Source organism: Streptomyces sp. NPDC051987, from assembly GCF_040680735.1.
Taxonomy (GTDB): domain Bacteria; phylum Actinomycetota; class Actinomycetes; order Streptomycetales; family Streptomycetaceae; genus Streptomyces.
Window position 1 is genome coordinate 65,131 of sequence record NZ_JBFAXI010000011.1, and the last position, 26,163, is coordinate 91,293.

Sequence of the window (26,163 nt, forward strand, 5' to 3'; positions counted from 1 at the left end):
ACCCGTCTCCGTCTGCTGTGCAGCGTCTGTGGCGGTCGCCGCCACGCTAGCGAGGGACGAAGGGTAACGCTTCTCCATTCCTGACCGGCCCGGACGCCGGACCGCTCCCGGACCGGGGCTACCAAGATTTTGCGTTCCCGCAAGATGCCCATGAACCGGCCCCCACCTGCGCCAGGTCCGCTATGTCCGCCGGGGCGCCGCACAGGTAACGGCGAGTTCACCCGGCTCCCCTTCCTCGGCAGTCTACGCGCGTGGTGTCATGCCCACGCTCACCCACCCCCCACGTGAGCGTCTACTCGCCTAGGAGTCATGCACATGCTGTCGAAGCTTCTCGTTCGCGCGGGTGTCGCCCTGGCGGCCACCGCGGCCGTGGTCGCGACCGCGGTCCCGGCGAACGCCGCGAGCTACTCCGCGTTCGCCTTCTCCCTCAGCAGCAGCGAGCCCACGATCTACGACTTCATCAACTCGGCCACCAGCTCGCTCGACATGACGATGTACGAGCTGGAGGACACCACGGCCGTCAACGACCTCATAGCCCTGAAGAACAAGGGCGTCACCGTGCGGGTCGTCCTGGACCAGGCGCACAAGAGCGCCGACAACTCCGCCTACACGGCCCTCACCAACGCGGGCGTGGGCGTGGCCTGGTCACCGACCCGCTTCGTCTACACGCACCAGAAGACCATCACGGTCGACGGCACCAAGTCGCTCGTCCTGACGGGCAACCTGACCTCCCAGTACTACGCGACCGGCCGGGACTACGGCGTCTTCACCGACGACACCCGGGACGTCGCGGCGATCGAGAAGGTCTTCAACGCAGACTACGCCGGCACCTCGATCACCCCGACCGACGGCGACCACCTGCTCTGGTCCCCCACCGACTCGCGCAGCCGCCTGCTGACCGTGATCAACGCCGCCACCAAGACGCTCGACGTCGAGGAACTGGAGTTCAGCGACAGCACGGTGGTCAACGCCATCGTCGCCAGGGCCGAGGCGGGCGTGAAGGTGCGGGTCGTCCTGGAGACGCCGGGCGACTACTCCAGCGAGGTCTCCGCCGTCGAGGCCGCCGGCGGCACGGTCGTCGGCTACTCCGACCCCAACGGCTTCTACATCCACGCCAAGGCCATGGTCGCCGACTACGGCCTGTCCACCCAGGAGGTGGAGGCGGGCTCGATGAACATCAGCAGCAACTCGCTCTCCAGCAACCGTGAGCTGGGCATCATCCTCACCGGCACCGGAGTGGCGCAGTCCGTGGCCACGACCGTCGAGACCACGTTCAACAGCGACTACGCGGGCGGCACCGCCGCGTAGCGGTCCGGACCGGCCCCGTCCCGGCCGCGCCTCGGCACGGCCGGGACGGGGGGCGCACCGGAATGGTGCACCGGACCGTCGAACCGTTCCCCGGCCGACGCCGAAAGCCAGGTCAGGCGAGATCATCGGGCGATCTATGCTGCTGGGGGCAGGAGGCTCGCCAGATGGTCGCAGGAGAGGGTACCCGGCACGGCGACGCCCTCTGTCCGGCGTCCGCACCGTGTCCGTCTCCCCCGAGGAACCCCGTTGAACTTCTGGTCGATCTATGAACACGGCTTCGCGCGCGTCGCCTCGTGCACGGGCCACACCGTCATCGCCGACCCGCTCGCCAACGCCGAGGCGGTCCTGCGGCAGGCCCGCCGCTGCGCCGAGGAGGGAGTCGCGGTCGCGGTCTTCCCGGAGCTCGGCCTGACCGGTTACTCGATCGAGGACCTGCTGCTCCAGGACGCGGTCCTCGACCAGGTGGAGGAGGCCGTGGCGGCGGTGGCGTCCGGCTCGGCCGGGCTGCTGCCGCTGCTCGTCGTCGGCGCGCCGCTGCGGCACCGCAACCGGGTCTACAACTGCGCGGTGCTGGTGCACCGTGGCCGGATCCTCGGGGTCGTACCGAAGTCGTACCCGCCGAACTACCGTGAGTTCTACGAGCGCCGCCAGATCGCCGCAGGCGACGACGAGCGGGGCGGCACCATCCGGCTCGGCGGCGCGCGCGTGCCGTTCGGGGTGGACCTGCTGTTCGAGGCGGAGGACGTGCCCGGACTCGTGCTGCACGCCGAGATCTGCGAGGACATGTGGGTGCCGGTGCCGCCCAGCGCGGAGGCCGCGCTGGCCGGCGCGACCGTGCTGGTCAACCTCTCGGGCAGCCCGATCACGGTCGGCCGTGCGGAGGACCGGAAGCTGCTGTGCCGCTCCGCTTCGCAGCGCTGTCTCGCCGCGTACGTCTACGCGGCGGCCGGGCTCGGCGAGTCGTCGACGGACCTGTCCTGGGACGGCCAGACCATGATCTACGAGAACGGCGCACTGCTCGCCGAGACGGACCGGTTCGCGCTGGGCGACCAGTACGCGGTGGCCGACGTGGACCTGGATCTGCTGCGGCAGGAGCGGGCCAGGATGGGCTCGTTCGACGACAACCGCCGGACCCACGCGGCCCGCACCGGCGGCTTCCGGACCGTCCCCTTCCGGCTCGACCCGCCGGTCGCCGACCTCGGGCTGCACCGCCGCGTGGAGCGCTTCCCCTTCGTCCCCGCCGACCCGCGCCGGCTCGCCCAGGACTGCTACGAGGCGTACAACATCCAGGTCTCCGCGCTCCAGCAGCGGCTGGCGTCGATCGGCGACCCGAAGGTGGTCATCGGGGTGTCCGGCGGCCTCGACTCCACGCACGCGCTGATCGTGGCGGCCCGCGCCATGGACCGCGCGGGCCGCCCGCGCAGCGACATCCTCGCCTTCACCCTCCCGGGCTTCGCCACCGGCGAGCACACCAAGGGCAACGCGCACCGTCTGATGAACTCGCTCGGCGTGACCGCGGCCGAGCTGGACATCACGCCGACCGCGCGGCTGATGCTCCAGGAGATGGGCCACCCGTTCGCCGCGGGCGAGCCGGTCTACGACGTCACCTTCGAGAACGTCCAGGCCGGTCTGCGCACCGACTACCTGTTCCGGCTGGCGAACCAGCGCGGGGGCATCGTCCTCGGCACCGGGGACCTGTCGGAGCTGGCGCTGGGCTGGTCGACGTACGGCGTCGGCGACCAGATGAGCCACTACAACGTCAACTCCGGGGTGCCGAAGACGCTGATCCAGCACCTGATCCGCTGGGTCATCAGCAGCGAGCAGTTCGACGCGGAGACCGGCCGGACCCTTGCGGCGATCCTCGACACGGAGATCAGCCCGGAGCTGGTGCCGGGTGAGGAGCTGCAGTCCACCGAGTCCAAGATCGGCCCGTACGCGCTGCACGACTTCACCCTCTACCAGGTGCTGCGGCACGGGTTCCGGCCGTCCAAGATCGCCTTCCTGGCCTGGCACGCCTGGCACGACCCGGACGCGGGCGCCTGGCCGCCCGGCTTCCCCGAGGCCGAGCGCAAGGCGTACGACCTGGCTCAGATCCGGCACTGGCTCGACTACTTCTGCCGCCGCTTCTTCGCCTTCGCCCAGTTCAAACGCTCGGCGATGCCGAACGGGCCGAAGGTCTCGGCGGGCGGCTCGCTCTCCCCGCGCGGTGACTGGCGGGCCCCCTCGGACAGTTCGGCCAAGGCCTGGCTGAACGATCTGGCCCGGGTTCCTCAGTAGCCGCCGCCCGGCAGTGGGTGTCCGGTCGGCCGTCAGTCGCCGGCCGGACGCATGACGAGGCAGGTGGTGGTCGCGTGCGCGATCAGTTTGCCGCGCTCGTCCAGCACCTTGCCCTCGGCCGTGGCGGTGGAGCGGCCGACGTGGATGACGTTGCCCTCGGCCGTGAGGGTCTGGCCCGCGGTGTGGGCGGCGCGGATGTAGTTGACCTTGAGTTCGAGAGTGGTGTAGCCGACACCGGCGGGCAGGGTGGTGTGCACGGCGCAGCCCATCACGGAGTCGAGGAGGGTGGCCGCGATGCCGCCGTGGACGATGCCCAGGGGGTTGGTGAAGTCGGGGCGGGTGTCGAGCGAGATGACCATGCGCCCGTGCTCCACCTCGTCGAAGCGCATGCCGAGCAGCCGGCCGATGGAAGGGGTCACGGAGTCGGCGGGCTGCGCGGACTGTATCCGGCGCATCAGTTCGAGGCCGGACAGGGCGGCGAGGTCGGTGGTGGACACGGGTGTCTCCTCGGTGTGCTGGGGGTGGTGCGGGCCGGACCGCGTCACGGACAGCGGGCCGCGGTGGGTGTCAGCGGTTTTCGGCGGTCTTCAGCGGTCTTCGGCGGTCTCAGCGGTTTTCAGGGTCTTCACTGGTGCTCACAGGCCTTCACCGGTCGCGGAAGGCATGGGTCAGCAGTTCGCGCAGTTCGGTGGCGGCGGCGTCCAGCGGCGCGGTGGTCCGTTCGGCGCGGCACATGATCACGGCGCCTTCCAGGGCGGCGATGACGAGGGACGCGAGCCGGGTGCCGCGCGCCTCCGGGAGCCCGTGCCGGCAGAAGTGCGCGGCCAGCGTCTCCTGCCAGCGGGCGAACGCCGCGGCGGCGGAGCGGGCGAGCTGGGGCGCCTCGTCGTTGGTCTCCGCGGCCACGGCCGCGACGGGGCAGCCGATGCGGTAGCCGCTCTCCACCAGCCGCTCCCGCCACACCGCGAAGAAGGAGTCGACCGCTTCCAGCGGGTCCTCGGCCGCCATGACGGCGTCGATCCGCTTCGCCATGAGGTCACCGGAGCGGGTCACCGCCTCCTCGATCAGCTGAGCGCGGCCGCCGGGGAAGTGGTGGTAGACGGATCCGCGCGGAGCTCCGGTACGGGCGAGGACCCGGTCGATGCTGGTGGCACCGGCGCCGTACTCACGCAGCAGTTCCGACGCGCCGACGAGCATCCGGTCCCGGCTGTCGCTCCTGCGCGGGCTCATACGACCACCGTTCCTCTTCCCCCGGACGCTCGCCCTGTGTCTACGAGTAAGTAACTTATGGTGTGTGCCATAGAACATGCAAGAGTCGGCACCGGTCGGCGCGCGATGCGCGGCGGTCCAGGGAAACACGCCCCGCATCCTGCGGGCAGACGCGGGTGCGAGGCCTGCCCGGCTCTTCGCCTGCGCGGCCGGCACCGGCGGCCGGGCGCACCCTGACGGGCGAACATCCGCCCAGTACCCGGACGGAGCCGGGCGGTGAGGCAAACCACCTGGTCAGCGCATTTGCCGTGACCCGGTCGGCGCCGTGCGCGGCCCGTGACCGGTTGCGGGGCCCCTCCCCGCTTCCCACGGTGGGCGCAAGACAGCAGTTCTCGAAAGGAACCCCATGCGCGCCCTAGCCTCCCGCGGCCTCCTCGTCTCCCCCCTGGTCTGCGCCGCTCTGGTCCTCGGTCCGGCGGCCGCCTCCGCTGCCGCCGCCGACATCGGCCGAGACACGACGGGACCCGGTGCCGCGCGGACGGCTCCGCAGCCCGGCACCGGCCTCGCGACGCTCCTCGACCGCATCGACGCGACCGGGACACCGGGCCACCATCACGCCCTCGCCCCCCTCCTGGACACGCTGTCCGGCGCCGCCACGACGCAGGGCGCGCGGATCGACCCGGCGCGGGCCGCCGCCTACGCCAAGGCACTGCGGTCGTGGAGCGACGGACTGCAGGAGCGGCTGCGGCACCTGGACGCCGGCTCGGCCGACCGCGCGCACCGGGCCACGCCCCGCGCGGCCGACCCTGTCCAGGACCTGCTGAACGCCGTCGAATCCGCCGTCGACAGCCTGCTCGCCTCGCTGACCTCGCTCGACCTGGGCGGGGTGCTGAGCGCCGTCACCGGCCTGTTGGCCCCCGTCCTCGACGCGGTCACCGGTCTCCTCGGCACCGTGCCCGCGCTGCCTGCCGCGAGCAGCCTCACCTCCGCGACGACCGTCGCCCCGTGAGGAACTGACGCGGCGCCGGCTCACCCGCACGGTCGCGGGGCGTCAGTGCCCGTTCCACCCCGGGACGGCAGGCAGCACCTGCTCCGCGACCCGCGCCAGGGCCGTGTCGTCCGGCGGTACGTCGTCCTGCCGCCAGATCGCGACCTCCAGCGTGCCCTTGCCGTCGTCCTTCCCGTGCCCGGAGACCAGCATGCAGCGCGCGGTGCCGCCGGGGCCCGTGGTCGCCTTGCCACCGCCCAGGCTGAAACCGATGGAGATGGTCGGGCTGGAGTAGACGATGGCGGGGCGACCGAGGACGGTCGTCCTGCGGGCGTCGCCCAGCAGGCTGCCCGCCTCGGAGACGGTCATGTCGTCGTACGAAGCCGTGAGTTTCACGGAGTACGTGTCCAGGGTGACCGTCGCCTCGGGTTCGGCGATCTTCTTGCCACCGGCGAGGGTGAGCCACTCGCCGTTGCCGTCGGCGGTCTCGACGTGCTCGTTCGTGGTGCCCAGCAGGGCGGGCAGGTCCGGGCGGTTGAGCGCGGCGCACAGTGCGGCGCCCGAGACGTAGCGGGCCGGCAGGCGGTCGCCCCCCTTCGAGCAGGCCGCCGGTCCGGTGGAGCTGTCCTTCTGGTGGACGAACTCCTTCTGCGCCCACAGGGCGCCCACGACGACCGCGAACAAGGCCACCGCCGCCACTGCCTGAAGCCCCGGTCTGCCGTCCTTCTCGGGCTCGGCGAAGCCTTCGGTCATGTCCCCCCACCCTCACTGTGCATCCCCTGTGCGCGGTGGAGCCTAACGGATGCTCACGGGGAAGGCACCCGCCGCACATGGCCCTCGGTGGCAGGGGAACCCTCCGGGAGTGTTTGATGACGCATGCACGCTGCAGGCCGGAGCAGGCAAGGGGGACGCGGTGGCCGACGGACGGGTCGTCGAGGCGGGCGGGAGCGCCCTGGTGGTGCGGCGCAGGCCGTGGGACCGGACACGGGCGGCGGTGCTCGTCCTGCACGGCGGGCAGGAGAACGGCCGCCGTCCGGCGCGCTCCTGGCAGCCGGCCGCGCTGCGCATGCGCCCCTTCCTCGGCGCCGCCGCCTCGGTCTCCTCGCCTCGCGACGTGCTGATCGGCCAGGTGCGCTACCGGTACCAGGGATGGAACGACGACGCCGACCCGCTGCAGGACACCCTGCGCGCCCTCGACGAGTTGCGCGGCCTGGCGGGTGACGCGCCGGTGGTGCTGGTCGGCCACTCGATGGGCGGCCGGGCGGCGCTGCGCGCGGCGGTCGACCCCGCGGTGTGCGGGGTGCTCGCGCTGGCTCCCTGGTGCCCGCCCGGCGACCCCGTGGACGATCTCGCCGGGACGCGGATCCTCGTCCTGCACGGGGACCGCGACCGGACCACCGGACCCGCCGACTCGGCCGCGTACGTACGCCGGGCCCGTGCCGCCGGCGCGGAGGCCGGGATGGTGCTGCTCAGCGGCGGTGACCACGCGATGCTCCGGCGCAGCCGCGACTGGCACCGCGCCTCCGCCGCCGCCGTCAGGCGGCTGCTGCGCCCCGAACGCGGCCTCGACGGGTGGACGGCGAAGGCCTGCGCCTCGCCGGAACCGCTTCTGCGCTGACCCGCGCCCTGGTAGGGTGCCTCGCCCCCACGGGACATCCACGCAGAGGACTGCCGATGCCGCTCGCCCGCACCGTTCGGATTGTCACGTACCTGACATCCTTGTTCCTGGTTCTCACCCTGTTCGGCACCGCCCCGGCCACCGCCGGTCCGCGGACCGCGCCGGTCGCAGCCGCGGCACCGGCCTCGTCGGCGACCGGCACCTGGCAGCCACCGCTGTCCACCCGCGGCCGCTACATCGTCGACGCCGCCGGCAACCGGTTCCGCCTCAAGGCGGCCAACTGGGACGGCGCACAGGGCTCCTGGACGGGCAGCGGCAGCATCACCGACCCCGCGAACCACCACGCCGGCCAGGACTCCTACGGCATCCCCCTCGGCCTGGACCGCGCCCCACTCACCCAGCTCCTCGTCGACTTCCAGGCACTCGGCATCAACAGCGTCCGGCTGCCGTTCTCCAACGAGATGATCCGTACGACCGCCCCGGTGCCGGACGCCGCGGTCACCGCCAACCCGCAGCTGCGCGGAAAGACGCCCCTCGAGGTCTACGACGCCGTGGTGACCGCCCTCACCGGCGCGGGCTTCGCCGTCATCCTCAACAACCACACCAACACCTCCCGTTGGTGCTGCGGCGTCGACGGCAACGAACGCTGGAACAGCAGCCAGTCCACCCAGCAGTGGGCCGACGACTGGGTCTTCATGGCCCGCCGCTACGCCGCGAACCCCCGGGTCGTGGGGGCCGACCTCTACAACGAGGTGCGCCGGGACGTGCTCGACGACCCCAACTGGGGCCTCGGGGACGCCCACGACTGGTACGCGGCGGCCCAGCTCGCCGCCGACCGCATCCTCACCGAGGCGAACCCGAACCTCCTCATCGTCATCGAGGGCATCAACTGGACGGGCGTCCCGGTCGACGGCCTCCCCCACGGCCGCCCGGTCCTCACCCCCGTCCGGACCCTCTCCAACACCCTCGTGGACGCCCACAAGCTGGTCTACTCGGCCCACTTCTACGGCTACACCGGCCCGAACCACAGCGGGGCCACCGGCCTGGGCGAGACGAGCGATCCCCGCTACCAGGACCTGACCCGCGACCAGCTGTACCAGGCCCTGGCCGACGAGGCGTTCTTCGTCACCACCGAGGGCCGGCACTACACCGCGCCCGTGTGGGTCAGCGAGTTCGGCATCGGCGCCCAGGAGACGGGCACCGCGGCCCGCACCTGGTTCGGCAACATCACCGACTACTTCGCCGACCACGACACCGACTTCGCCTACTGGCCGCTGGTCGGCTGGGAGGGCCACGACGACTGGGCGCTGCTGCGCTACGACACCGCCGGGCACCGCTCCGGCATCCTCGACGGAGGCGACTGGCGGGCCACCGCCTGGGGCCACCTCATGACCTCCGCGAGCCGCAGCGGGTACGTCGCGCCGGGGACGACCTGGCGCATGCTCGCCACGGACCACGGCGACCAGGTCGAGTCGCTGCGGGTGCGGGCGGGCGGCGACTGGGACTCGGGCGCCTACAAGGCGGTCTGCCCGGACGGGCTGCGGCTGAACGGTCTCGCGCACTCCGGCGGACGCGGGCTGTGCACCGACGCGACCGCCGGCGACCTGAGCGCCACGGGCACCGCGCAGACGGTGGTCACGGACGAGCGGTACGTCCCGGCGGGCGGTGACTGGGCTTCCGGTTACACCAAACTGCAGTGCCCGGCGGGCCAGTTCGCCATCGGCTACAGCCGTCGCGGGGAGCGGGTGTCGGCGGTGCTGTGCGCGCCGGCCCGTGCCGCACTCGGCGCCGGCGGCCGCACGGTGTGGTTCGACCGGTCCGACAACCGGCCCGCCGACGGGGCGGGGGACGACTTCGCGTACGGCGCCTACAAGGGTCAGTGCGCGGCCGGCGAGTACATCGGGGGCGTCGCCTTCACCACCCGCGTGGGCAGCGCTCAGGGGCCCGCCGCCGTGCTGTGCGTCCCGCTGCCGTCCTGAGCGGTGCACCGGCCACCGGGCCGCCGCTGCGGTGACCGAGGACGGGTACGCCCCGAGGCCTGCGGACCGTGCAGGCGTTCCGGCCCGAACTGCGTCTCTCCCAGGGGAGTTCGCGGACCGGCCGACCGTGCAGCGGCGTGCCCCCCTCTTCGACGCCCAGCGCGCCCCCGGCCGCCCGCCGGCGCCCCCCATCCAGCGGAGGGCGGAGAAGGCCTACGGCATGCCCTTCGACCACGTGCGGGTGCACCTGACGCGCCTCACGCAGGCAGGACGGCGGAGGGTCAGGGAACGCGGGTCAGTCCGCCGCCCGGTGCCGGTGCGGCCAGGTCGTCGTCGTGGTGCGGGGGTGTGCCGGGGTTCTCGGCGGTCGCCGTGAGGATGGACTGCTGCAGGCGGCACAGGCGCGCCGAGGGTTCCAGGCCCAGGTCCCTGACGAGGTGGGTGCGCAGCTGCTGGTAGACGAGGAGGGCCTCGCCGCGCCGGCCCGAGCGGTAGAGGGCGAGCATGAACTGCGCGTGCAGATTCTCGTGGGAGCGGTAGCGGCTGGTCAGGACGGTGAGTTCGGCGAGCAGTTCGCGGTGCCGGCCGAGCCGCAGGTCGGCCTCGATGCGCAGGTCCAGTGCGCAGAGCCGGCTCTCCTCCAGCCGCCGGGCCTCCATGCCCAGGTGGACCCCGGTGGGCACGTCGGCGAAGGGCGGCCCGGTCCACAGGTCCAGCGCGCGGCGCAGGATGCCGGAGGCGCCCGCGAAGTTCCCGTCGTCCATGGCACGGCAGCCCTGTTCGCTCAGCCGCTCGAACTCCCTGATGTCGCTGCGACCGCCCTGGGCGACGAGCAGATAGCCGCCCGGCAGGGTCGTGAGCACGTCCTTCGCGGACCGGGCGTCCGCCTGCCCGGGAGCCGCACCCTCGCGCAGCGCCGTCGCGATGAGCTCCCGGAGCTGGAGCACATAGGTCTGCAGAGTGGTGCGGGCACTGCGCGGTGGAGTGCCCGCCCAGACCTCCTCGACCAGGGTCGGGACGGAGACGACCTGGTCGGCGCGCAGCGCCAGCAGGGCCAGCAGCTGACGGGGCTTCGGTGCGGTCGGGGCGATGGAGACCCCGTTCTCCCTCACGTTCAGTGCGCCCAGCAGCCCGATGTCCACGTGCTTCTCCCTGGTCCTCTCAGCTGACGGTCCGCCGGTCAGTAGAAAACAGCACGAGCGGTCTGTCAACCGGCCAGGGACCGGCCTGTCTCTGACACACCGGCGGAGAACGGCCACAGACCCTCACCGGACCCCTCTTCGCCGCGGAAGCAGCAGTACAGGCATATGACGCTGGCGTCCGGCCGAGGGAACAGCACTCTTTCCGTCCACAGGATTCGGTCAGCGAAACAGGCTGGATCCCGCCCCGGGGAGGCGGCGAAACAGACCAATTGGTCGGTTTTCTGGATGCCGTCACCGTCTAGCGCGTCCACGGCGGCGCCGTGACCGGTGAGGCCGGGGGCGGGCGCCGCAGGCCCGCCGGCAGCGCTCATACCGGTCGACCGATCCTGTCAGTTCATGATCACCGGCGTGCGCCCGCCGCACATCGATGACATGACGGATGCCACTTGTCGTATGATTCGACCAAGTTTTGGCCAACGTGCGCCGGTATCGTTTCCCCGAACCTGCCCGTGGGACAGACTCACCCGCGGAGGGGGGACGAGCACGGCCGTTTCACGCCGGACGTGCCATCCCGCAGTGTCGCGCCGCCCAGGGGAAAGGCGGCGAGCAGACCAGCGGAGGAATGAATGACGCAGTCGCTTCCGGGGCGGCACCCTGCCCAGGAGCAGGCGTGGGGCGGCCACCGGCGGCCACCCGTCGTCGTGATCGGAGCCGGACCGTACGGGCTGTCGGTGGCCGCCCATCTGCGGGCGGCAGGGGCGCCGGTGCGCGTCTTCGGTGACGTCATGGGCAGTTGGCGGCACGCCATGGCCACCGGGATGTACCTGAAATCGACGCCGGCCGCGACCGACCTGTCGGCGCCGGAGCCCGGCGGCCGGCTGGCCGACTTCCGGCGCGAGCACGGCGAACCGGAACTGACCGAGCTGACGCCGATCCCGTGCGACGTCTTCGTCCGGTACGGGCAGTGGTTCCAGAAGCGGTACGTCGGTGACGTCGAGCCGGCCCGGGTGACCGCGGTCGGGCGGCCGGACTCCGGGCCGGGCTTCGTCGTCGGGCTGGACGACGGGAAGGAGATGGCGGCCTCGTCGGTCGTGGTGGCGACCGGTCTGAACGGTCTCGCCCATGTCCCGGACGAGCTGCGGCAGTTGGCCCCCGAGGGACCCGGCCCCCGGGCGTGCGTGTCGCACACCAGTGACCACACGGATCTGTCCGTCTACGCGGGACGGCGGGTGGCCGTCATCGGCGGTGGTCAGTCCGCGCTGGAGAGCGCCGCACTGCTGCACGAGGCGGGTGCCCGGCCGCAGCTCCTGGTGCGCGAACGGACGGTGTTGTGGGGGATGACGCCCGATCTGGCCCGGCCCTGGACCCAGCGGGTGACCAAGCCGGCCTCACCGCTCGGCACCGGCTGGATCCTGGCCGGGGTCTGCGCGTCACCCGGCAGCGTGCGGCGACTGCCCGCCGCGGCCCGGCTGCTGCTGTTCCGGCGGGCGCTCGGCCCCTCCGGCGGCTGGTGGCTGCGGGACCGGGTGGAGGGCGTGGTACCGGTGCACACCTCGCGCCGGGTCACGGCTGCCGTGGTCCGCGGGCCGGAGGTGGTGCTGGATGTCGCCGGTCCCGGGGGCGAGCGCGAGTCCGTCGCCGTCGACCATGTGCTGGCGGCCACCGGCTACCGGTTGGATCTGGACGCCCTGCCCTTCCTGTCCCCCTCGGTGCGGCGTGCCGTGGCATGCGTGCCCGGTTCGAAGGCGCCCGCCCTGCGGGGGACGTTCGAGTCGTCGGTGCCTGGCCTGTACTTCACCGGTTCGCTCGCGGCGCCGATGTTCGGGCCGATGATGCGGTTCGTGGCGGGCACCGAGTTCGCCGCCGTCCGCATCGCCCGGCACGTGGCGGCCGCCTGAGAATCCCGATGTCCGATACCGCCCCCGCTGCTCCGCCGACGCGGCGGGGGCGGTATCCGCGCCTCCCCAGAGAGCGAACCGCGGGGCCGGTTTGTCTAGACCGGACTCCGGCCCGCTCGCGCGCTCTGGGCGCGGGGCCAGGAGTCGGCGAGCGTCAGGCCCGCGAACTGCTCTCCGCGGGCCGCGAGTTGAGGGAGGACCAGGGTCCAGAACTGCTCGGCGTGCGGTGCGATCCGGTCGCGGTCCGGTACGCCGAGCACCTCGAAGCCGAGCGTCGCGGCGACGATCAGCGTGGCGGCCCGGTCCGGTGACACCCCGTCGGCCAGCTCTCCAGCCCGCTGCGCCCGCAGCAGCTCCTCGCGCACCCAGCCACGCCACCAGCAGCCGAAGCCCATGCCGTTCTTCCGGGAGGGATCGACACTCAGTCTGAAGCCGGCCCGGACCACGACGTCGGCGGCGACCGCGACCAGGACCTCCCGGGTGACCGTGACCAGCAGGTGCAGCGGGGAGGGCGCAGCGGGCTGCCGGTCGGCGACCAGTTCCTCGACGGACCGCCTGGCCGCCCTCTCCACCTCCATCGCGAGGGCGTCCTTGCTGGGGAAGTGGAAGTGCAGCGCGCCGGCGCTCACCCCCGCCCGCCGACTGATCGCGGGCAGCGAGGACAGCGCGTATCCGTCGGCGGCGAAGATCTCGGCGGCGGCAAGTACGAGGGCCTGGCGGGTTCGGGCCGCCCGGAGCTGCTTGACCATCGCGTCCCCCTGTCGATCCGGGCGAATCCGGAATTGGACGGTCCGATTCCCCCTGGGTCTGCAACATTCCGATTCGAGCACCTTAACAAACAGCACGATCGGTAGGTTTGGCGGTGGCCGGGCACGGCCGGCCGGCGCGGACGGCCCTCGTGTCCCGCGCGGGAATGACGTCTCCAGCGCGAACCGGCGACAAACCGGTCAGGCGGTGCGGTTCTGGCTGGTCAGGCCCGACGGTTCGGCTCGTGGCTGGTCAGGCCTCGGTGGGCACGAGCGCTTCCTGCCGGCTGCGTTCCACTTCCTCCACGACCCGGGCACCCCGGTCGGGCGCGGTGTCCAGCCGAATCAGCGCCGCGGGAGTGGCTATGGCCGGCAGGACGTGGTTGTAGAGGACCGAGATGCGGTCGTTGAGGTCGGTCCAGTCGGAGACCACCTCGGACATGAACTGGGTGCCGATCCAGGCACCGAGGAAGCACTCCGCGGTCTCGCGCGGCGTGACGTGCGGCAGCACCTCACCGCGCTCCTTGGCCTCCACGAGCTTGTCCGTCACCAGCTGGGTCCAGGCGGGCCAGGCGCTGCCGAACAGGGAGCGCCCCTGGAGGTCGGCGGAGAGGCGTATGCCGGCGAGGAGAATGACCTCCTTGGGGATCCGGTGGGCCAGCGTCATGCCGATGTCCACCCATTCCTGGAGCTTCAGTTCGCGCGGCACCCAGTAGTCGTCGCTGATCTGGGCGTTGATGACGCCTCGCGCGAGGGCTTCCTTGGAGTCGAAGTGGAAGTACAGAGCGCCCTTGGTGACGCCGGCCCGCTCCAGGATCTCCGCGATCGTCGCCGCCGTGTATCCGCGTTCCGCGAAGACCGCGGCGGCGGCCTCGACAACAGCGCGCCGGGTCCGAATCGCACGCTCCTGACGCGCCATGGGACCCCTCCTCGGTCAAAACAAAACCGGACGTGACGTACCTTACCCCAAGCGGGGGCCGACATTTCGGCCGCACGGCGCCGATTCCCGGCCGCTCCCGCGGCGGGGGCGCTGCCGCATCCCGGGCCCGGGCCGGAGCGCCGGCCAGGGGCCCGAGGGGCAGTTCACCAGGCGGTGCGCCCGCCGTCCACGGTAAGTGTGGCACCAGTGACGAAGCTCGCCTTGTCACTGCACAGCCAGGCGGCGGCCTCCGCGACCTCCTCCGGGTCGGCGGCGCGCGCCTGCGGGGCGGATCGGTAGGCCCGGGCCTCGTTCTCGGGCGACCTGGCGAACCAGTCGTCGATCATCTCGGAGCGGGTCAGACCGGGGGCGATGGCGTTCACGCGGATGCGGTGCGGGGCGTACTCGACGGCCGCGGCCTTGGTCAGTCCGATCACCGCGTGCTTGGAGGCGATGTAGGGGGCGGCGGTCGAGGAGGCGACCAGGCCGCCCACGCTGCTGGTGTTGACGATCGAGCCGCCCCCGCTCGCCAGCATGGCGGTGATCTCGTGCCGCAGGCAGTTCCACACGCCCCGCACGTTGGTCTCGGTGACCCGGTCGTAGTCGGTGTCGTCGATGAGGTGCATCGGGGTCTTGGGAAGGGCGACGCCCGCGTTGTTGAAGGCGGCGTCGAGGCGGCCGTAGCGCTCGACGGCGAACTCGACGGCGCGCCGCACCTCGTCGGTGTCCCGCACGTCCAGGGCGCGGTGGCTCGCCTCGGCACCCCGGGCGCGCAGCTCGCCGGCGAGTTCGCGCAGCCGGTCCTCGCGGCGGGCGGTGAGGACGACGGTGGCGCCCTGCCGCGCGAACACCCGGGCCGCGGCGGCCCCGATGCCGCTGCTGGCGCCGGTGATCAGCGCGACCCGGCCGGCCAGCGCGGCCTCCTCCCCCGCGGTCACCTGGTGGCCCCCGGCGTCCCGGACAGGGCGTCGGCGTCCTGCCACACGGTGCCGAGACCCGCCTCGCGGTCGAGGGTGCGCAGCCGCTCCTCGTCGATCTCCGCGAGGCGGCCGACCAGGTGCCGGACACCGAGTTCGCGCATCAGCTCGCGCTGGAAGCCGTGTGCGAAGGTGCTGGGGTGGCCGATGAAGGGCACGCCCAGTTCCTTGGCGTGGCCGGCGAAGCGGGCGACGTCGTCGATGAAGAGGGCCTGGTGGTAGGCGAGGCCGAAGCGGTCCCGGACGATCTCCCGGATGCCGGGCCGGAAGTCGTCGGTGCAGATGTAGTGCGGCTCGGTGAACAGGTGCTCCCAGGCACCGAGATGACGGCGGAAGTGGTCCTCGTCGAGGCCGCCGTAGCAGATGACGTCCAGGCCCAGGGAGCGCAGCCGGTGCAGGAGGTCCTCGGCGCCGTCGAGGGTGTGGACGGGGTGGTCGCGCAGGTGGAGCTCGCGCTCGGCGAAGTAGTCGGCGACGGCCTCCTGCTCGCTCATTCCGGCGCCGGTCTCCGCCAGCAGCACCCGCGCGGCCGCGAGCCGGGACTGCGAGAAGAGCCGCTGCTCCAGCTCCCGGGTGTACGTGCCGCCGTACTTGAGGACGAGGCGGTGCAGGACGGGGCTGAAGCTGTCGTTGAGCAGGACGCCGTCGATGTTGACGGCGGCGAGGCGCAGGGTGCGCAGTGGTTCCATCAGGCTCTCCCTCTCGCGGGCCGTTCGACCATCATGCAGGGGCGGTCGGGGACGGTGGCGTCCGGACGGGGCGTCAGGCGGGCCGGAGCACGGGCGACTTGGCCAAAAGAAACCGCCGACCAGGTTTCGCGTGGACCGCGCAGACGTCGACCCGCTCGACAACACGCCGCCGACATCTACTGCTTAGTCCGTTTTTCGCCGTGCCTTCGGCATGGTTGAGCGGAAAAATATTTGGCCAAACCACTACCGAGCGGAGTCATGCATGGATCGAGTCGAACCACGCTTGGTGAATCCTTTACCTAGTGGCCGACCCGAGAAAACCGGTAGGTCCGTATCTTATAGGCGTCGAACAGAGCTTCACACCAACGAAGAGCTTTCCGACGGGGGGTCATCGATGAGTCTGTCCGCCAGTGAGATCGGAGTCGCTCTGCCCGTACTGCCGCGGCTGACCACCACGGTCCCCAAGGAGTACGTCCACCGCGCCTCCCTGGCCGAGGTGTTCCTCAGCGGTTGCACGGCCCAGGACGACGGACTGCGCTTCTCCCTCACCGGGCAGTGGCCCCGCGCCCACACGTTCTTCAACAGCGCCGACGGTTCGAGCCATGATCCGCTCCAGGCCGCAGAGACGTTTCGGCAGGCCGGCATGTTCGTGACGCACGCCGAACACGGAGTCCCGCTCGGTCATCACTTCGTGCTGTGGTCGCTGAGTTGCCACACCGACCTGGACCGGCTGCGGATCGCCTCCCGCCCCACCGACTTCGAACTCGACGTGGTCTGTCCGGACCCTGCGCCACGCGGCCGGTCCTCCGCGCGCCGGATGGGCATCGGCTTCGTCCTGCGCCGGGACGGGCTGACCGTGGCCCAGGGTGAGGGGCGGTACTCCGTCGTCACCCCGCCCGTCTACGCCCGGCTGCGTGCCCGCCGGTCCGACAGACGAGGGCCGTCGGCCGGTCCCGCCGTCGCGGCCGGCCCGATGCCACCGGCGGCCGTGGGCCGCACCTCGTCCGCCGACGTGGTGCTGACGGCGACGAACGCGCCGGACCGCTGGCTGCTCACCCCGGATTTGGACCATCCGATCCTGTTCGACCACGGCGGCGACCACCTGCCCGGCATGGTGCTGATGGAAGGCGCGCGGCAGGCCGCCTGCGCCCGGCTGGCGCCCCGCGCGCTGATCCCGGCGAGCACGTCCACGTCGTTCAACCGCTACGTCGAACTCGACAGTCCGTGCTGGATCGACGTCACGGGGGTGACGGCCCGGCCCGACGGCACGGCGACCGTCGACGTCGCCGGCGTGCAGGACGGCGAGGTCGTCTTCACGTCCACGGTGAGCGGGCCGGTCGTCCAGAGCTGACACGGGGGTTCGGCTCTGGCACGCGTCCGCCGCCAGGCCCCCTCGAACAGGCCTGGCGGCGGATGTCTCACACGTCAGCCACGGTGGCCGAAGCGGCGGTCGTCGGCGTCACGGTGGCCGAAGCGGCGGTCGTCCGCGTCACGGTGGCCGAAGCGGCGGTCGTCCGCGTCCCGCCGGTGGTGCAGGCCCCAGGAGGCGGAGTCGACGTAGCGGCCGCGGTCGTTGCGCAGGGTGGCGGTGTCCGCGTCGTGGTTCCACACCGAGGCGCTGCGATCCTGGTAGAGGTCCGTCCGGGTGTCACGGCCCTCGCCGGTGTGGACGCGGACCGTGGCCCCGCCCGCCAGCCGGTAGTGACGGAAGACGTAGCCGTGGCCGTCGGCGTCCGACAGCGTCCAGCCGCTGAGGTTCACGTCCCGGCGGGAGGTGTTGGTGACGTCCACCCACTCCCGGTTCAGGGCACGGGCGGAGAAGGCCGCCCGGCCCTCCAGGTCGTGCTGTACGCCACTGATGACGACCGCGCCGCGGTACGACACGCCGGGGTACGGAGCGGCCGCCGCGGCCGGCAGGGTCGTGGCGCCCAGCAGGGCGGCCGCCACAGCGGCGGCGGAACCGAGACGGCGGGCGGTCGCGGGTACGGAAACGGACACGTGGTCCCCCTTCACGGGGTTCGAGCACACTCCCGCCGCGTGCGCTGCGAAGCCGCAGGCCACGAGGGTGTGTGGGGCTGGTCGGCGGCCGGGCGGCCGCGCACACACACCCTGCGCCCCGGCCGTGCGACCTTCGCGACACACACGACACCCATTACGGATCCTTCGCTTTCCCGTGACTCTCGGATGTAACGTCCATTTATTAGGTGAATGAGCGGATTTGACACCATTCTCAACCCAACAAGCCCTATAGTACGGGCCTGCGGCCTCGTTCCCGCCTCGCGAGCGAATGCCCCGACAAGGCCCGGTTCACCCGAAAGTGAGTAACAGTCATCGCCCGACCCGGCCCGCCTGGCCGGAAGTCGATCTTCTGGGTGTCACGCGGAATTTCCAAACTGGTTGGTAACAAAGAGGGGTCGGGAGAAAGCGTTTGCCGCTACGTTTTGGCGTGGCCTCATTGGCATGCCCACATCCCTCGGCGCACACCTCCCCCTAGGAGACATCCCCATGCGCAGACTCGTTGCCTGTCTGGCGGCCGCGGTCGCCGCCCTCGGCGGGCTCACGGCGACGGCCACGCCCGCCGCGGCGGCCGCCTCGGGCACGTTCAGCGTGCTCACCTACAACGTCGCCGGGCTCCCGCAAGCCCTGTCGAGCGCGTCCACGCCCCGTGACACCAGCACCACGGAGATCGGCAGGCGCATCGCGCCGTACGACATCGTCAACGTGCAGGAGGACTTCAACTACCACGCGTACCTGTACTCCACCGACACCCACCCGTACCGCACCGCGACCAGCGGCGGTGCGGGCATCGGCAGCGGCCTGAACACCGTCTCCGACCACGCCTGGGACGAGGACGACTTCCAGCGCGTCGGCTGGAACTCCTGCCAGCTCGACTCGGGCGACTGCCTCACGCCGAAGGGCTTCACCTTCATGCGCGAGCGGCTCGCCGAGGGTGTCTACGTCGACTTCTACAACCTGCACACCAACGCGGGCACCAACGACGGCGACGAGGCCTCCCGGGCGGACAACCTCAGCCAGCTGACCTCCTTCATCAGCACCCACTCGGCCGGCAACGCCGTCGTGGTGATGGGCGACACCAACACCCGCTACACCCGCTCCGCCGACACCATCGCGGAGTTCGCCGCCGCCAACGGACTCACCGACGCCTGGGTGCAGCTGATCCGCGGCGGCAGCGCGCCGGCCAAGGGCAGCGACGCGCTGGTCTGCGACCAGAGCGGGGCGACCGTGCCCAACACCTGCGAGGTCGTCGACAAGGTGCTGTACCGCAGCAGCAAGCTCGTCAACCTCAACGCCACCTCGTACAACAACGAGCACGCCAAGTTCCTGACGAGCGACGGCCTGATGCTCTCCGACCACGACCCGATCACGGTCGGCTTCTCCTGGTCCCAGAACGCCGACTTCCAGCTGAGCGACCAGTACGGCGGCCCGCACGGCGACTACTACCAGGACATCGACAAGGTGGCCGCCGGCGCCCGCGCCGCCACGATCTCGCTGCGCTCCGGCTCCCGCGTCGACCAGGTCGGCATCACCCTCGCCGACGGCACGACGCTGACCCACGGCGGCACCGGCGGCACGGCGTCCTCGCTGACGCTGGGCAGCAACGAGTACGTGACGACGGCGTACCTGTGCGAGGGCAAGTACAACAACACCACCCGCATCTTCTACGCGAAGTTCACCACCAACCTGGGCCGCACCCTCGCCGGTGGTGCCACGACGTCGGACTGCGTGACCCGCACCGCCCCGTCGGGCTGGCAGATCGCCGGTTTCCACGGCCGCTCCGGTGACGAGCTCGACAAGGTCGGCTTCATCTACACCAAGCGCTGACCGCACCCGCCCGGCCGGCGGGCGTCACGAAGTTCCCGCCCGCCGGCTACGCCTGACCGCCACTGTGCGCAGCCTGCGGTGGAGCGTCGGATGCCGGCCGGATTGCGTCGCCGTCCGGCTGGAGTGGGACGTGCCGTTGATGTACCGGTTTCCCAGGACACGCCCACACCGCCGAAGTGCTGGTCGGGTTCCGGTCAGCCCGTCCGCATGGCGGACAACCGCGGGATCAGGCCACCTGACGCGTCATCCGTGCATGGATCAACGATGGCTTTGGTGGAGCTTTGCACCCTTTCGGAGAAACCGCTTCCTCCAAACAGCGGCCGAGCTCGATCGCTGGGTGTTAAAACTTGGCCACAGAACGTCGGGCTATGCCCAGCCCTGCGCACCAACCCTGTTGTGAAATGGGACGATCTTGTCCAAGTCCAGACCCCTGACGGGCAATTGGCGCGTCGCAAGACGCCTCCAGGCCATTCTGCTCATCCCCGTGCTCGTCGCCCTCGGCCTCGGCGGGCTCCGCGTGAAGAACTCGGTCGACACGCTCCGGGACGCCGACGACGCGGTCCGGGTGGCGGAGTTGGTGCAGGCGGCGAACGCCTACGCCAGTGACGCGATCAACGAGCGCGACGTGTCCGTCATCCCCCTCCTGCAGGGCAGGCGGGACGCGCCGGCCGTGGTGGCGGCGCGCAGGGTCACCGACGCCGACGCGAAGGCGTTCGACGCGGCGGTGGCCAGGGCGCCGAGGACCGCGGGCCTCGCCCGGCGGATCGAGCTGGTGCGGGCGGGTGAGAAGCAGCTGCCGACGGTGCGGGCCAACGCGTTCACGGTGAGGACGTCGGGGGTGCAGACGGAGGAGAGCTACCACGCCGTCCAGCACCCGCTGATGGAGCTCTCCAACGAGCTGGGCTTCGGCAGCAACAACCAGGCGAGTTTCGGGCGCACCCTCTACGCCATCTCCCTCACGCAGGCCGCCGAGTCCCTGGTGCGCTCCATCGGCACGCACCTGCTGGTCGAGAACCGCGACACGTTGGCGCAGAACGAACTGCAGGTCCAGCTCGGCTCGTTCAGCTCCTACGTCTACCTGGAGCAGGTCGGCCTCCAGGAGTACGCGGGCGCCGGTACCGCCGGGGACATGGCCCGGCTGCGGACGGCGCTGGCGGACGCGCAGAAGAAGGGCGCGCAGCAGGCGGCCAAGGCCGCCGAGGAGGCCAAGGCGGCCGGGCAGGCGTTCGTGACGCCGCCGCCCCTGACCAAGATGATCCAGGAGATCGCCGCCGGTACCCCGACCGACCAGCTGGCCGCCCAGGGCATCACACCCGACTCGTTCTTCGCGGCGTCCGCGCTCGCCTTCGACGCCTACCGCAGCATCGAGGTCCATCTCACCGACACCGCCCTCGCGGGCGCCCGGAACATCGCCGCCGACGCCAAGCGGGACGCGATCGTCAACGGCTCCTTCGCGCTCGGCGCCGTCCTCGTCGCCCTCCTGCTCGCCGCGTGGGTGGCCCGCTCCATGAGCGGCGGCATGCGCAGGCTCAGCGCCTCGGCCATCGAGATCGCCGAGCAGCGGCTGCCGGCGGTGATCACCCAGCTCACCCAGGCCGTGCCCGGCCAGGTGGACACCAAGGTCACACGGATCCCGATCACCACCACCGACGAGATCGGCGAGGTCGCCCGCGCCTTCGACCACGTGCACCGGGAGGCGGTCCGGCTCGCCGTCGAGCAGGCCGCGCTGCGCGGGAACGTCAACACCATCTTCACCAACCTCTCCCGCCGCAACCAGTCGCTGATCGAGCGGCAGCTCGCCCTGATCACCCAGCTGGAGGAGCGCGAGGCCGACCCCGAGCAGCTGTCGAACCTGTTCAGGCTGGACCACCTGGCCACCCGGGTGCGCCGCAACGGCGAGAACCTGCTGGTCCTCGGCGGCGAGCGCCCCACCCAGCAGTGGGACCACCCGCTCCCCCTGGTCGACGTCATCCGGGCGGCGGCCTCCGAGGTGGAGCAGTACGAGCGGATCGATCTGACCGGCATCCCGGAGGCCGACATCCACGGCCGCGCCGTCACCGACCTGGTGCACCTGCTCGCCGAGCTCCTGGAGAACGCCACCTCGTTCTCCTCGCCGCGCTCGACGGTCAGGGTCACGGCGAGCCGGCTGCCGGACACCCGGATCATGGTCGAGATCCACGACCAGGGCATCGGCCTGCGGCCCGAGGACTTCGCGCTGATCAACCACAAGCTGGCGAACCCGCCGACCGCCGACGCCGACGTCTACCAGCACATGGGCCTGTTCGTGGTGGGCAGGCTCGCCGACCGCCATGGCATCCGGGTCCAGCTGCGGCCGGCCGCCGGGGAGTCCGGCACGACCTCCGTGGTCATGCTCCCGGGCACCATCACCTGGCGCAGCGACACCGAGTCCGACGCCGACACGCTGGCCCTGGCCGCCTTCCGGACGCGTGCCAAGCCCGGTGTGGCTGCCCTGCTGCTCGCGGACGGGCCCGCCGACCCGTTCCGGGCGCACGAGGCGTGGGAGGACGGCATCCCGGCGCCTCGACCCGCGACACCGCCCGGCGCCCCGGCCGCCGCGCCCGCCGCCGCCTCCGCCGCCTCCGCCGCCTCCGCCGCCTTCGCCGCCCCGGCGGCGTCCGACACCGCCGCGCCCTCGGGGCCGCCCCCGTCGTCCGGCCGTTCCCGTCGCCCGTCGAAGCGCGGCCGGCGCGCCGCCAAGGAGGACTGAGCCGCCGGTGCGCGGTCAGGGCGGCGGCGCCGGGCGCAGAGCCCGCACCACCGCCCAGAGGACGGAGATGAACGGCACGGCGACGACGGCGCCGATCACCCCCGCGACGATGCTGCCCGCGATCACGGACACGGCGACGACGAGGGGGTGCAGCCGCACCGCCCAGCTCATCACCAGCGGGTGCAGCACATGTCCCTCCAACTGGCCGATGACGACGATGAGCACGAGGACGGCGACCGCGGTGAGGGGACCGCGCCCGGCCAGCGCCACCACCGTGGCCACGCTGAGCGCGACCGGTGAGCCCACCAGCGGGACGAACGCGGCGAAGAACTCCAGCAGGGTGAGCGGCAGCGCGAGCGGCACCCGCAGCACGAGCAGGGCGATGCCGACCAGGACCGCGTTGGTGCCGGCCACGATGATGATGCCGCGGGTGTATCCGGCGAACGTCCGCCAGGCGGCACGCCCGGCCCGGTCCCAGGCGCTGCGGGCACCGGCGGGCAGGAGTTCGCGGCTCGTCCAGGCCCACAGCCGTTCGCCGGAGTGGATGAAGAAGACCGAGGTGAAGAGCGCGAGCGCGATGCCGGTGACCAGTTCCACGAGGGTGCCGAAGCCGCTGAGCGCTCTGCTGGCCAGGTTGGATCGGTGGGACTGGATGTAGGTGACGATCTGCTGCTGGAGGTGGGTCAGGGCGCCCGGTCCGAGCCGGAAGGGCGGGCGCCGCAGCCAGACCTCGATGCGGTGGATGCCGCCGCGGAACTCGTCGGCCAGGGTCGCCGACTCCTGGGCGACCGCGTTGCCCACCAGGGCCAGCAGACCGAGGAACAGGCAGATGCTGCCGACCAGGGTCACCGCCACGGACACCGGCCTGGGGAGCCATCGGGCCAGCTGGTCGGCGGGCGGGCGCAGCAGCGAGGTGATGACCAGGGCCAGGAACACGGCGACCGCGATCAGCTGGAAGCGGCCGAGGATGACGAAGACGCCGTAGACGACGATGCCGACGACGATGAGCCGCCAGGCGTAGGCGGCGGCGATCCGCAGGGCGGGGACGACGACCGCGCTGACGGAGGCCGAGGCACGCGGGTCGCGGGCCCGTTTCGGGATCCAGACGGCGCGGGCGGCCCGGCTGTCCGGTGCCGTGCCCCGGGCCCGCCGCGCACGGCCCCGCCCGGCCGTAGGCCCGCCCGCACCCGCCACCGCGCCTCCCGTCACCGGCCCATGTCACCTCTCAAGCACGTTAGGCGCATTCACGGCGGTGGGCGGCCGGCACTGGGCCAAGAGGGTCAGTGGGCGGCCGGTCAGCGGGCGGCCGACTCGGCGACGGCGGTGCGGACGGCCCGTTCCACCAGGTTCACGCCGTCCGGCATGGACGCGCTGCCGTCGGAGAGGACCGCGACGAGGTAGTGGTGGCCGCCGGCCGTGACGCGCCCGATGCTGTTGATGTCCCACCGGCCGGTCGCGGTCCGCATGAGCCAGCCGTTCTTCAGCGCCCACCCCGCGTCGGCGGCGGCCGAGACACCCCAGGACTGCTCGGCGGAGATCTCGGTCATCAGGGTGGCGATGCGGCTCCTGGAGGCCGCGTCGAGCGGCGTGGGGCCGGTGCCGAACACGGCGCGCAGCAGTCGTATCTGGTCGGCCGCGGTGGTCCGGGTGAGTCCCCAGAGGCCGCCGGGGCCGCCCTCGGTCGCGACGAGTCCGAGCCGCCTGTTGGCCGACTCCAGGCCGGGGGCCTCGCCGATGGCGCGCCACAGGGCGGTGGCCGCGGCATTGTCGCTCTCGCGGATCATCACCTCGGCCTCGGCGCTCTCCCGGGCGGTGAGGTCGCGCCGGTGGTCCCTGGCGTGGAGCAGCATGGCGGCGAGGATGTCGACCTTGACGATGCTCGCCGTGTCGTACCGCGCGTCGTCGCCGTAGACGGCGGGTTCCCGCCCGGGGCCGTCCAGGTCGAGAACGGCGGCGGCCACCCGCGCCTGGCCGGGCGCCCCGACGGCGGTGCGGAAGTCGGCGGGGCCGGATCCGGCGTCGGCAGCCACGGCCGCCGGGGCGGCTCCGGCGAACAGGCTCACCAGCGCGGCCACGACGGACAGGGATCGGTTGAGCATGGCAGGGCCTTCGCAGTTCGGGTCAGACGGACAGAGAACTGCGAACGTAGACAAAATGCCTCGCTCGCGACATGACGGCCGCCACGCCGGGACCGGTTCGGGGCCGATTGTGAGGAGAGCAACAGGATCGTCGGTGACCGCGGCCACAAAAGCCGCGCAGGGGGCGGGTCTTCCGGCTTGCGGAACGCGAATTCCGCATGCCTCATCCGCCGCCGTGCGGGGGAAGAATGAGGTCAGAGTGGTGGACCGGGCCCTGGGAGGTGCCATGAGCACATCGGCGGAACCACGCGTGAGCGGTCTCGAGGTCCGGTCCATCGACTACGTGCCGCTGGACGAGCGGCACGGCAAGCTGTGGCATCTGGGACCGCTGTGGTTCATGTCCAACGCGCAGATCGCCACCCTGGCCGTGGGGCTCATCAGCATCACGGAGGGCGGCAACCTGATCTGGTCGCTGCTGGCGATCGTCGCGGGGACCCTGATCGGCACGTTCTTCATGGCGTTCCACTCGGCGCAGGGGCCGCAGCTGGGACTGCCGCAGATGATCCAGTCCCGCCCGCAGTTCGGCTATGTCGGAGCGCTGCTGGTGTGGCTGTTCGCCTATGTGCAGTACGCGGGCTTCAACGTGTTCAACACCGTCCTGGCCGGTCAGGCACTGGACACCACGATCCACGGCGGTGTGAAGCTCTGGGTGGTCGTGGTCACCGTCGTCGCGCTGGTCGTGGCGCTGGTGGGGTACGACATCATCCACAAGGCCGAGCGGTTCCTGACCTACACGTTCCTGGTCGTCTTCGGCATCTTCACCGTCGGTGTGCTGGTCACCCTGCACTACCCGGCGGGCTCCTTCGACCTCGGCGGCTTCAAGGCCACCCCGTTCCTGGCGCAGTTCGGCGTGGTCGCCGGTTACCAGATCAGCTGGGCCATCTACGTCTCGGACTACTCGCGGTACCTGCCGCCGGACGTCACCGTCCGCAAGACGTTCTACTGGACCTACTTCGGCTCGGCGCTCGGCGGCATCTGGCTGATGGTGCTGGGCGCGCTGCTGGCCGCCTGGGCGGGCGACAGCTTCGACACGATCCCGTCGATCAACGCCGCCGGCGACAAGGTCTTCGACGGTTTCGGCGCGGTGGTCCTGCTGTTCTCCGCCCTGGGCCTGATCTCCGTCACCGCGCTGAACATGTACGGCGGTTCACTGACCCTGATCAGCGCCATCGACTCGTTCAGACGAGTGCGGCCGACCCTGGGCGTGCGCCTGGTCACCCTGCTGGTGACCGCGGCGCTCTCCCTGATCGGCGCGCTGGCGGCGACGTCGAACTTCCTGACGAACTTCAACAGCTTCCTGTTGCTGGTGCTGTATCTGTTCATCCCGTGGACGTCCGTGAACCTGATGGACTACTACGTGGTGCGCCGGGGCCACTACGCGATCGCCGAGATCTTCAAGCCGGACGGCATCTACGGCCGCTGGGGCTGGCAGGGGATCGTCTCGTACCTGGTCGGGTTCGCGGTCATGATCCCGTTCTTCTCGGTCGGCACGCTCTTCGTCGGTCCCGTCGCCAAGGCGCTGGACGGGGCGGACATCTCGCTCTTCGTCGGGCTTCCCGTGTCAGCGCTGCTGTACTGGTGGCTGACCCGCTCGGTCGACGTCGAGGCGGAGACCAGGGTCGCCGAGGCGGAGGCCGCGGCCCTGGAGCAGGCGGCCCACGAACACCGTGAGCCGTAGCGCCTGACCGCGGGAGGACGAGTCGC

At 71.6% G+C, this 26,163-nt stretch carries 21 protein-coding genes; 10 read left to right on the plus strand and 11 right to left on the minus strand.

The window, feature by feature from the left end; genetic code table 11:
• Positions 1-315 precede the first annotated feature (315 nt).
• Entirely contained in the window at positions 316-1,308 is a 993-nt protein-coding gene (locus AB0M11_RS09135) for a phospholipase D-like domain-containing protein (RefSeq protein ID WP_365703015.1), read from the plus strand.
• 246 nt (positions 1,309-1,554) lie between these two features.
• Positions 1,555-3,585, plus strand: a complete 2,031-nt coding sequence (locus tag AB0M11_RS09140; protein ID WP_365703017.1) for an NAD(+) synthase — start codon at positions 1,555-1,557, stop codon at positions 3,583-3,585.
• Between the two features lie 32 nt (positions 3,586-3,617).
• On the opposite strand, the gene AB0M11_RS09145 is transcribed toward AB0M11_RS09140, so the two are convergent.
• Together AB0M11_RS09145 and AB0M11_RS09150 are read right to left on the minus strand one after the other, a co-directional pair.
• Positions 3,618-4,082: a PaaI family thioesterase gene (locus AB0M11_RS09145; protein WP_365703019.1), complete on the minus strand. Its 465-nt coding sequence runs from the start codon at positions 4,080-4,082 to the stop codon at positions 3,618-3,620.
• Between the two features lie 148 nt (positions 4,083-4,230).
• Complete coding sequence (locus AB0M11_RS09150; RefSeq protein WP_365703021.1) at positions 4,231-4,815, minus strand: TetR/AcrR family transcriptional regulator; 585 nt, start codon at positions 4,813-4,815, stop codon at positions 4,231-4,233.
• A gap of 385 nt (positions 4,816-5,200) precedes the next feature.
• On the opposite strand from AB0M11_RS09150, the gene AB0M11_RS09155 reads away from it, so the two are divergent.
• Entirely contained in the window at positions 5,201-5,803 is a 603-nt protein-coding gene (locus AB0M11_RS09155) for a hypothetical protein (protein ID WP_365703023.1), read from the plus strand.
• Between the two features lie 42 nt (positions 5,804-5,845).
• On the opposite strand, the gene AB0M11_RS09160 is transcribed toward AB0M11_RS09155, so the two are convergent.
• Positions 5,846-6,535 carry a DUF6215 domain-containing protein gene (locus tag AB0M11_RS09160; RefSeq protein ID WP_365703025.1) on the minus strand — a complete coding sequence of 230 codons (690 nt, stop codon included), beginning with the start codon at positions 6,533-6,535 and terminating at the stop codon, positions 5,846-5,848.
• Positions 6,536-6,644: 109 nt separating this feature from the next.
• Here AB0M11_RS09160 and AB0M11_RS09165 point away from each other — a divergent pair, with 109 nt between their 5' ends.
• Complete coding sequence (locus AB0M11_RS09165; protein WP_365703027.1) at positions 6,645-7,400, plus strand: alpha/beta fold hydrolase; 756 nt, start codon at positions 6,645-6,647, stop codon at positions 7,398-7,400.
• A gap of 56 nt (positions 7,401-7,456) precedes the next feature.
• A complete protein-coding gene (locus tag AB0M11_RS09170; RefSeq protein WP_365703029.1) occupies positions 7,457-9,379 on the plus strand; it encodes a cellulase family glycosylhydrolase in 1,923 nt (640 codons plus the stop codon).
• A 281-nt stretch (positions 9,380-9,660) separates the two neighbouring features.
• Here the strand turns inward: AB0M11_RS09170 and AB0M11_RS09175 are convergent, their stop codons facing one another.
• Complete coding sequence (locus AB0M11_RS09175; RefSeq protein ID WP_365703030.1) at positions 9,661-10,521, minus strand: AfsR/SARP family transcriptional regulator; 861 nt, start codon at positions 10,519-10,521, stop codon at positions 9,661-9,663.
• A 626-nt stretch (positions 10,522-11,147) separates the two neighbouring features.
• Between AB0M11_RS09175 and AB0M11_RS09180 the strand changes: the two genes are divergently transcribed.
• Entirely contained in the window at positions 11,148-12,419 is a 1,272-nt protein-coding gene (locus AB0M11_RS09180; protein WP_365703032.1) for an FAD-dependent oxidoreductase, read from the plus strand.
• Between the two features lie 95 nt (positions 12,420-12,514).
• On the opposite strand, the gene AB0M11_RS09185 is transcribed toward AB0M11_RS09180, so the two are convergent.
• The 4 genes from AB0M11_RS09185 to AB0M11_RS09200 all read right to left on the minus strand — a co-directional run bounded on the left by AB0M11_RS09185 (position 12,515) and on the right by AB0M11_RS09200 (position 15,750).
• Positions 12,515-13,168, minus strand: coding sequence for a ScbR family autoregulator-binding transcription factor (locus tag AB0M11_RS09185; protein ID WP_365703034.1), 654 nt, complete (start codon positions 13,166-13,168; stop codon positions 12,515-12,517).
• Positions 13,169-13,418: 250 nt separating this feature from the next.
• Positions 13,419-14,084: a ScbR family autoregulator-binding transcription factor gene (locus AB0M11_RS09190; protein ID WP_365703036.1), complete on the minus strand. Its 666-nt coding sequence runs from the start codon at positions 14,082-14,084 to the stop codon at positions 13,419-13,421.
• 164 nt (positions 14,085-14,248) lie between these two features.
• Positions 14,249-15,022, minus strand: a complete 774-nt coding sequence (locus AB0M11_RS09195) for a glucose 1-dehydrogenase (protein WP_365703038.1) — start codon at positions 15,020-15,022, stop codon at positions 14,249-14,251.
• The gene (locus AB0M11_RS09200) at positions 15,019-15,750 is read right to left on the minus strand and encodes an HAD family phosphatase (protein WP_365703040.1); all 732 of its coding nucleotides are present in this window, start codon (positions 15,748-15,750) and stop codon (positions 15,019-15,021) included. The genes AB0M11_RS09195 and AB0M11_RS09200 overlap by 4 nt, the downstream gene beginning before the upstream one ends.
• Positions 15,751-16,144: 394 nt before the next feature.
• On the opposite strand from AB0M11_RS09200, the gene AB0M11_RS09205 reads away from it, so the two are divergent.
• The gene (locus AB0M11_RS09205) at positions 16,145-17,101 is read left to right on the plus strand and encodes a ScbA/BarX family gamma-butyrolactone biosynthesis protein (protein WP_365703042.1); all 957 of its coding nucleotides are present in this window, start codon (positions 16,145-16,147) and stop codon (positions 17,099-17,101) included.
• Between the two features lie 74 nt (positions 17,102-17,175).
• Here the strand turns inward: AB0M11_RS09205 and AB0M11_RS09210 are convergent, their stop codons facing one another.
• Entirely contained in the window at positions 17,176-17,748 is a 573-nt protein-coding gene (locus AB0M11_RS09210) for a lamin tail domain-containing protein (protein WP_365703044.1), read from the minus strand.
• A 507-nt stretch (positions 17,749-18,255) separates the two neighbouring features.
• On the opposite strand from AB0M11_RS09210, the gene AB0M11_RS09215 reads away from it, so the two are divergent.
• Together AB0M11_RS09215 and AB0M11_RS09220 are read left to right on the plus strand one after the other, a co-directional pair.
• Positions 18,256-19,593, plus strand: a complete 1,338-nt coding sequence (locus AB0M11_RS09215; protein ID WP_365703046.1) for a jacalin-like lectin — start codon at positions 18,256-18,258, stop codon at positions 19,591-19,593.
• 484 nt (positions 19,594-20,077) lie between these two features.
• Complete coding sequence (locus tag AB0M11_RS09220; protein ID WP_365703048.1) at positions 20,078-22,321, plus strand: nitrate- and nitrite sensing domain-containing protein; 2,244 nt, start codon at positions 20,078-20,080, stop codon at positions 22,319-22,321.
• Between the two features lie 15 nt (positions 22,322-22,336).
• Here the strand turns inward: AB0M11_RS09220 and AB0M11_RS09225 are convergent, their stop codons facing one another.
• Complete coding sequence (locus AB0M11_RS09225; RefSeq protein ID WP_365703123.1) at positions 22,337-23,422, minus strand: AI-2E family transporter; 1,086 nt, start codon at positions 23,420-23,422, stop codon at positions 22,337-22,339.
• 194 nt (positions 23,423-23,616) lie between these two features.
• Complete coding sequence (locus tag AB0M11_RS09230; protein ID WP_365703050.1) at positions 23,617-24,420, minus strand: serine hydrolase; 804 nt, start codon at positions 24,418-24,420, stop codon at positions 23,617-23,619.
• Between the two features lie 289 nt (positions 24,421-24,709).
• Here AB0M11_RS09230 and AB0M11_RS09235 point away from each other — a divergent pair, with 289 nt between their 5' ends.
• Positions 24,710-26,137 (plus strand): cytosine permease, encoded by a 1,428-nt coding sequence (locus tag AB0M11_RS09235; RefSeq protein ID WP_365703052.1) that lies wholly within the window; start codon positions 24,710-24,712, stop codon positions 26,135-26,137.
• Positions 26,138-26,163 lie beyond the last annotated feature (26 nt).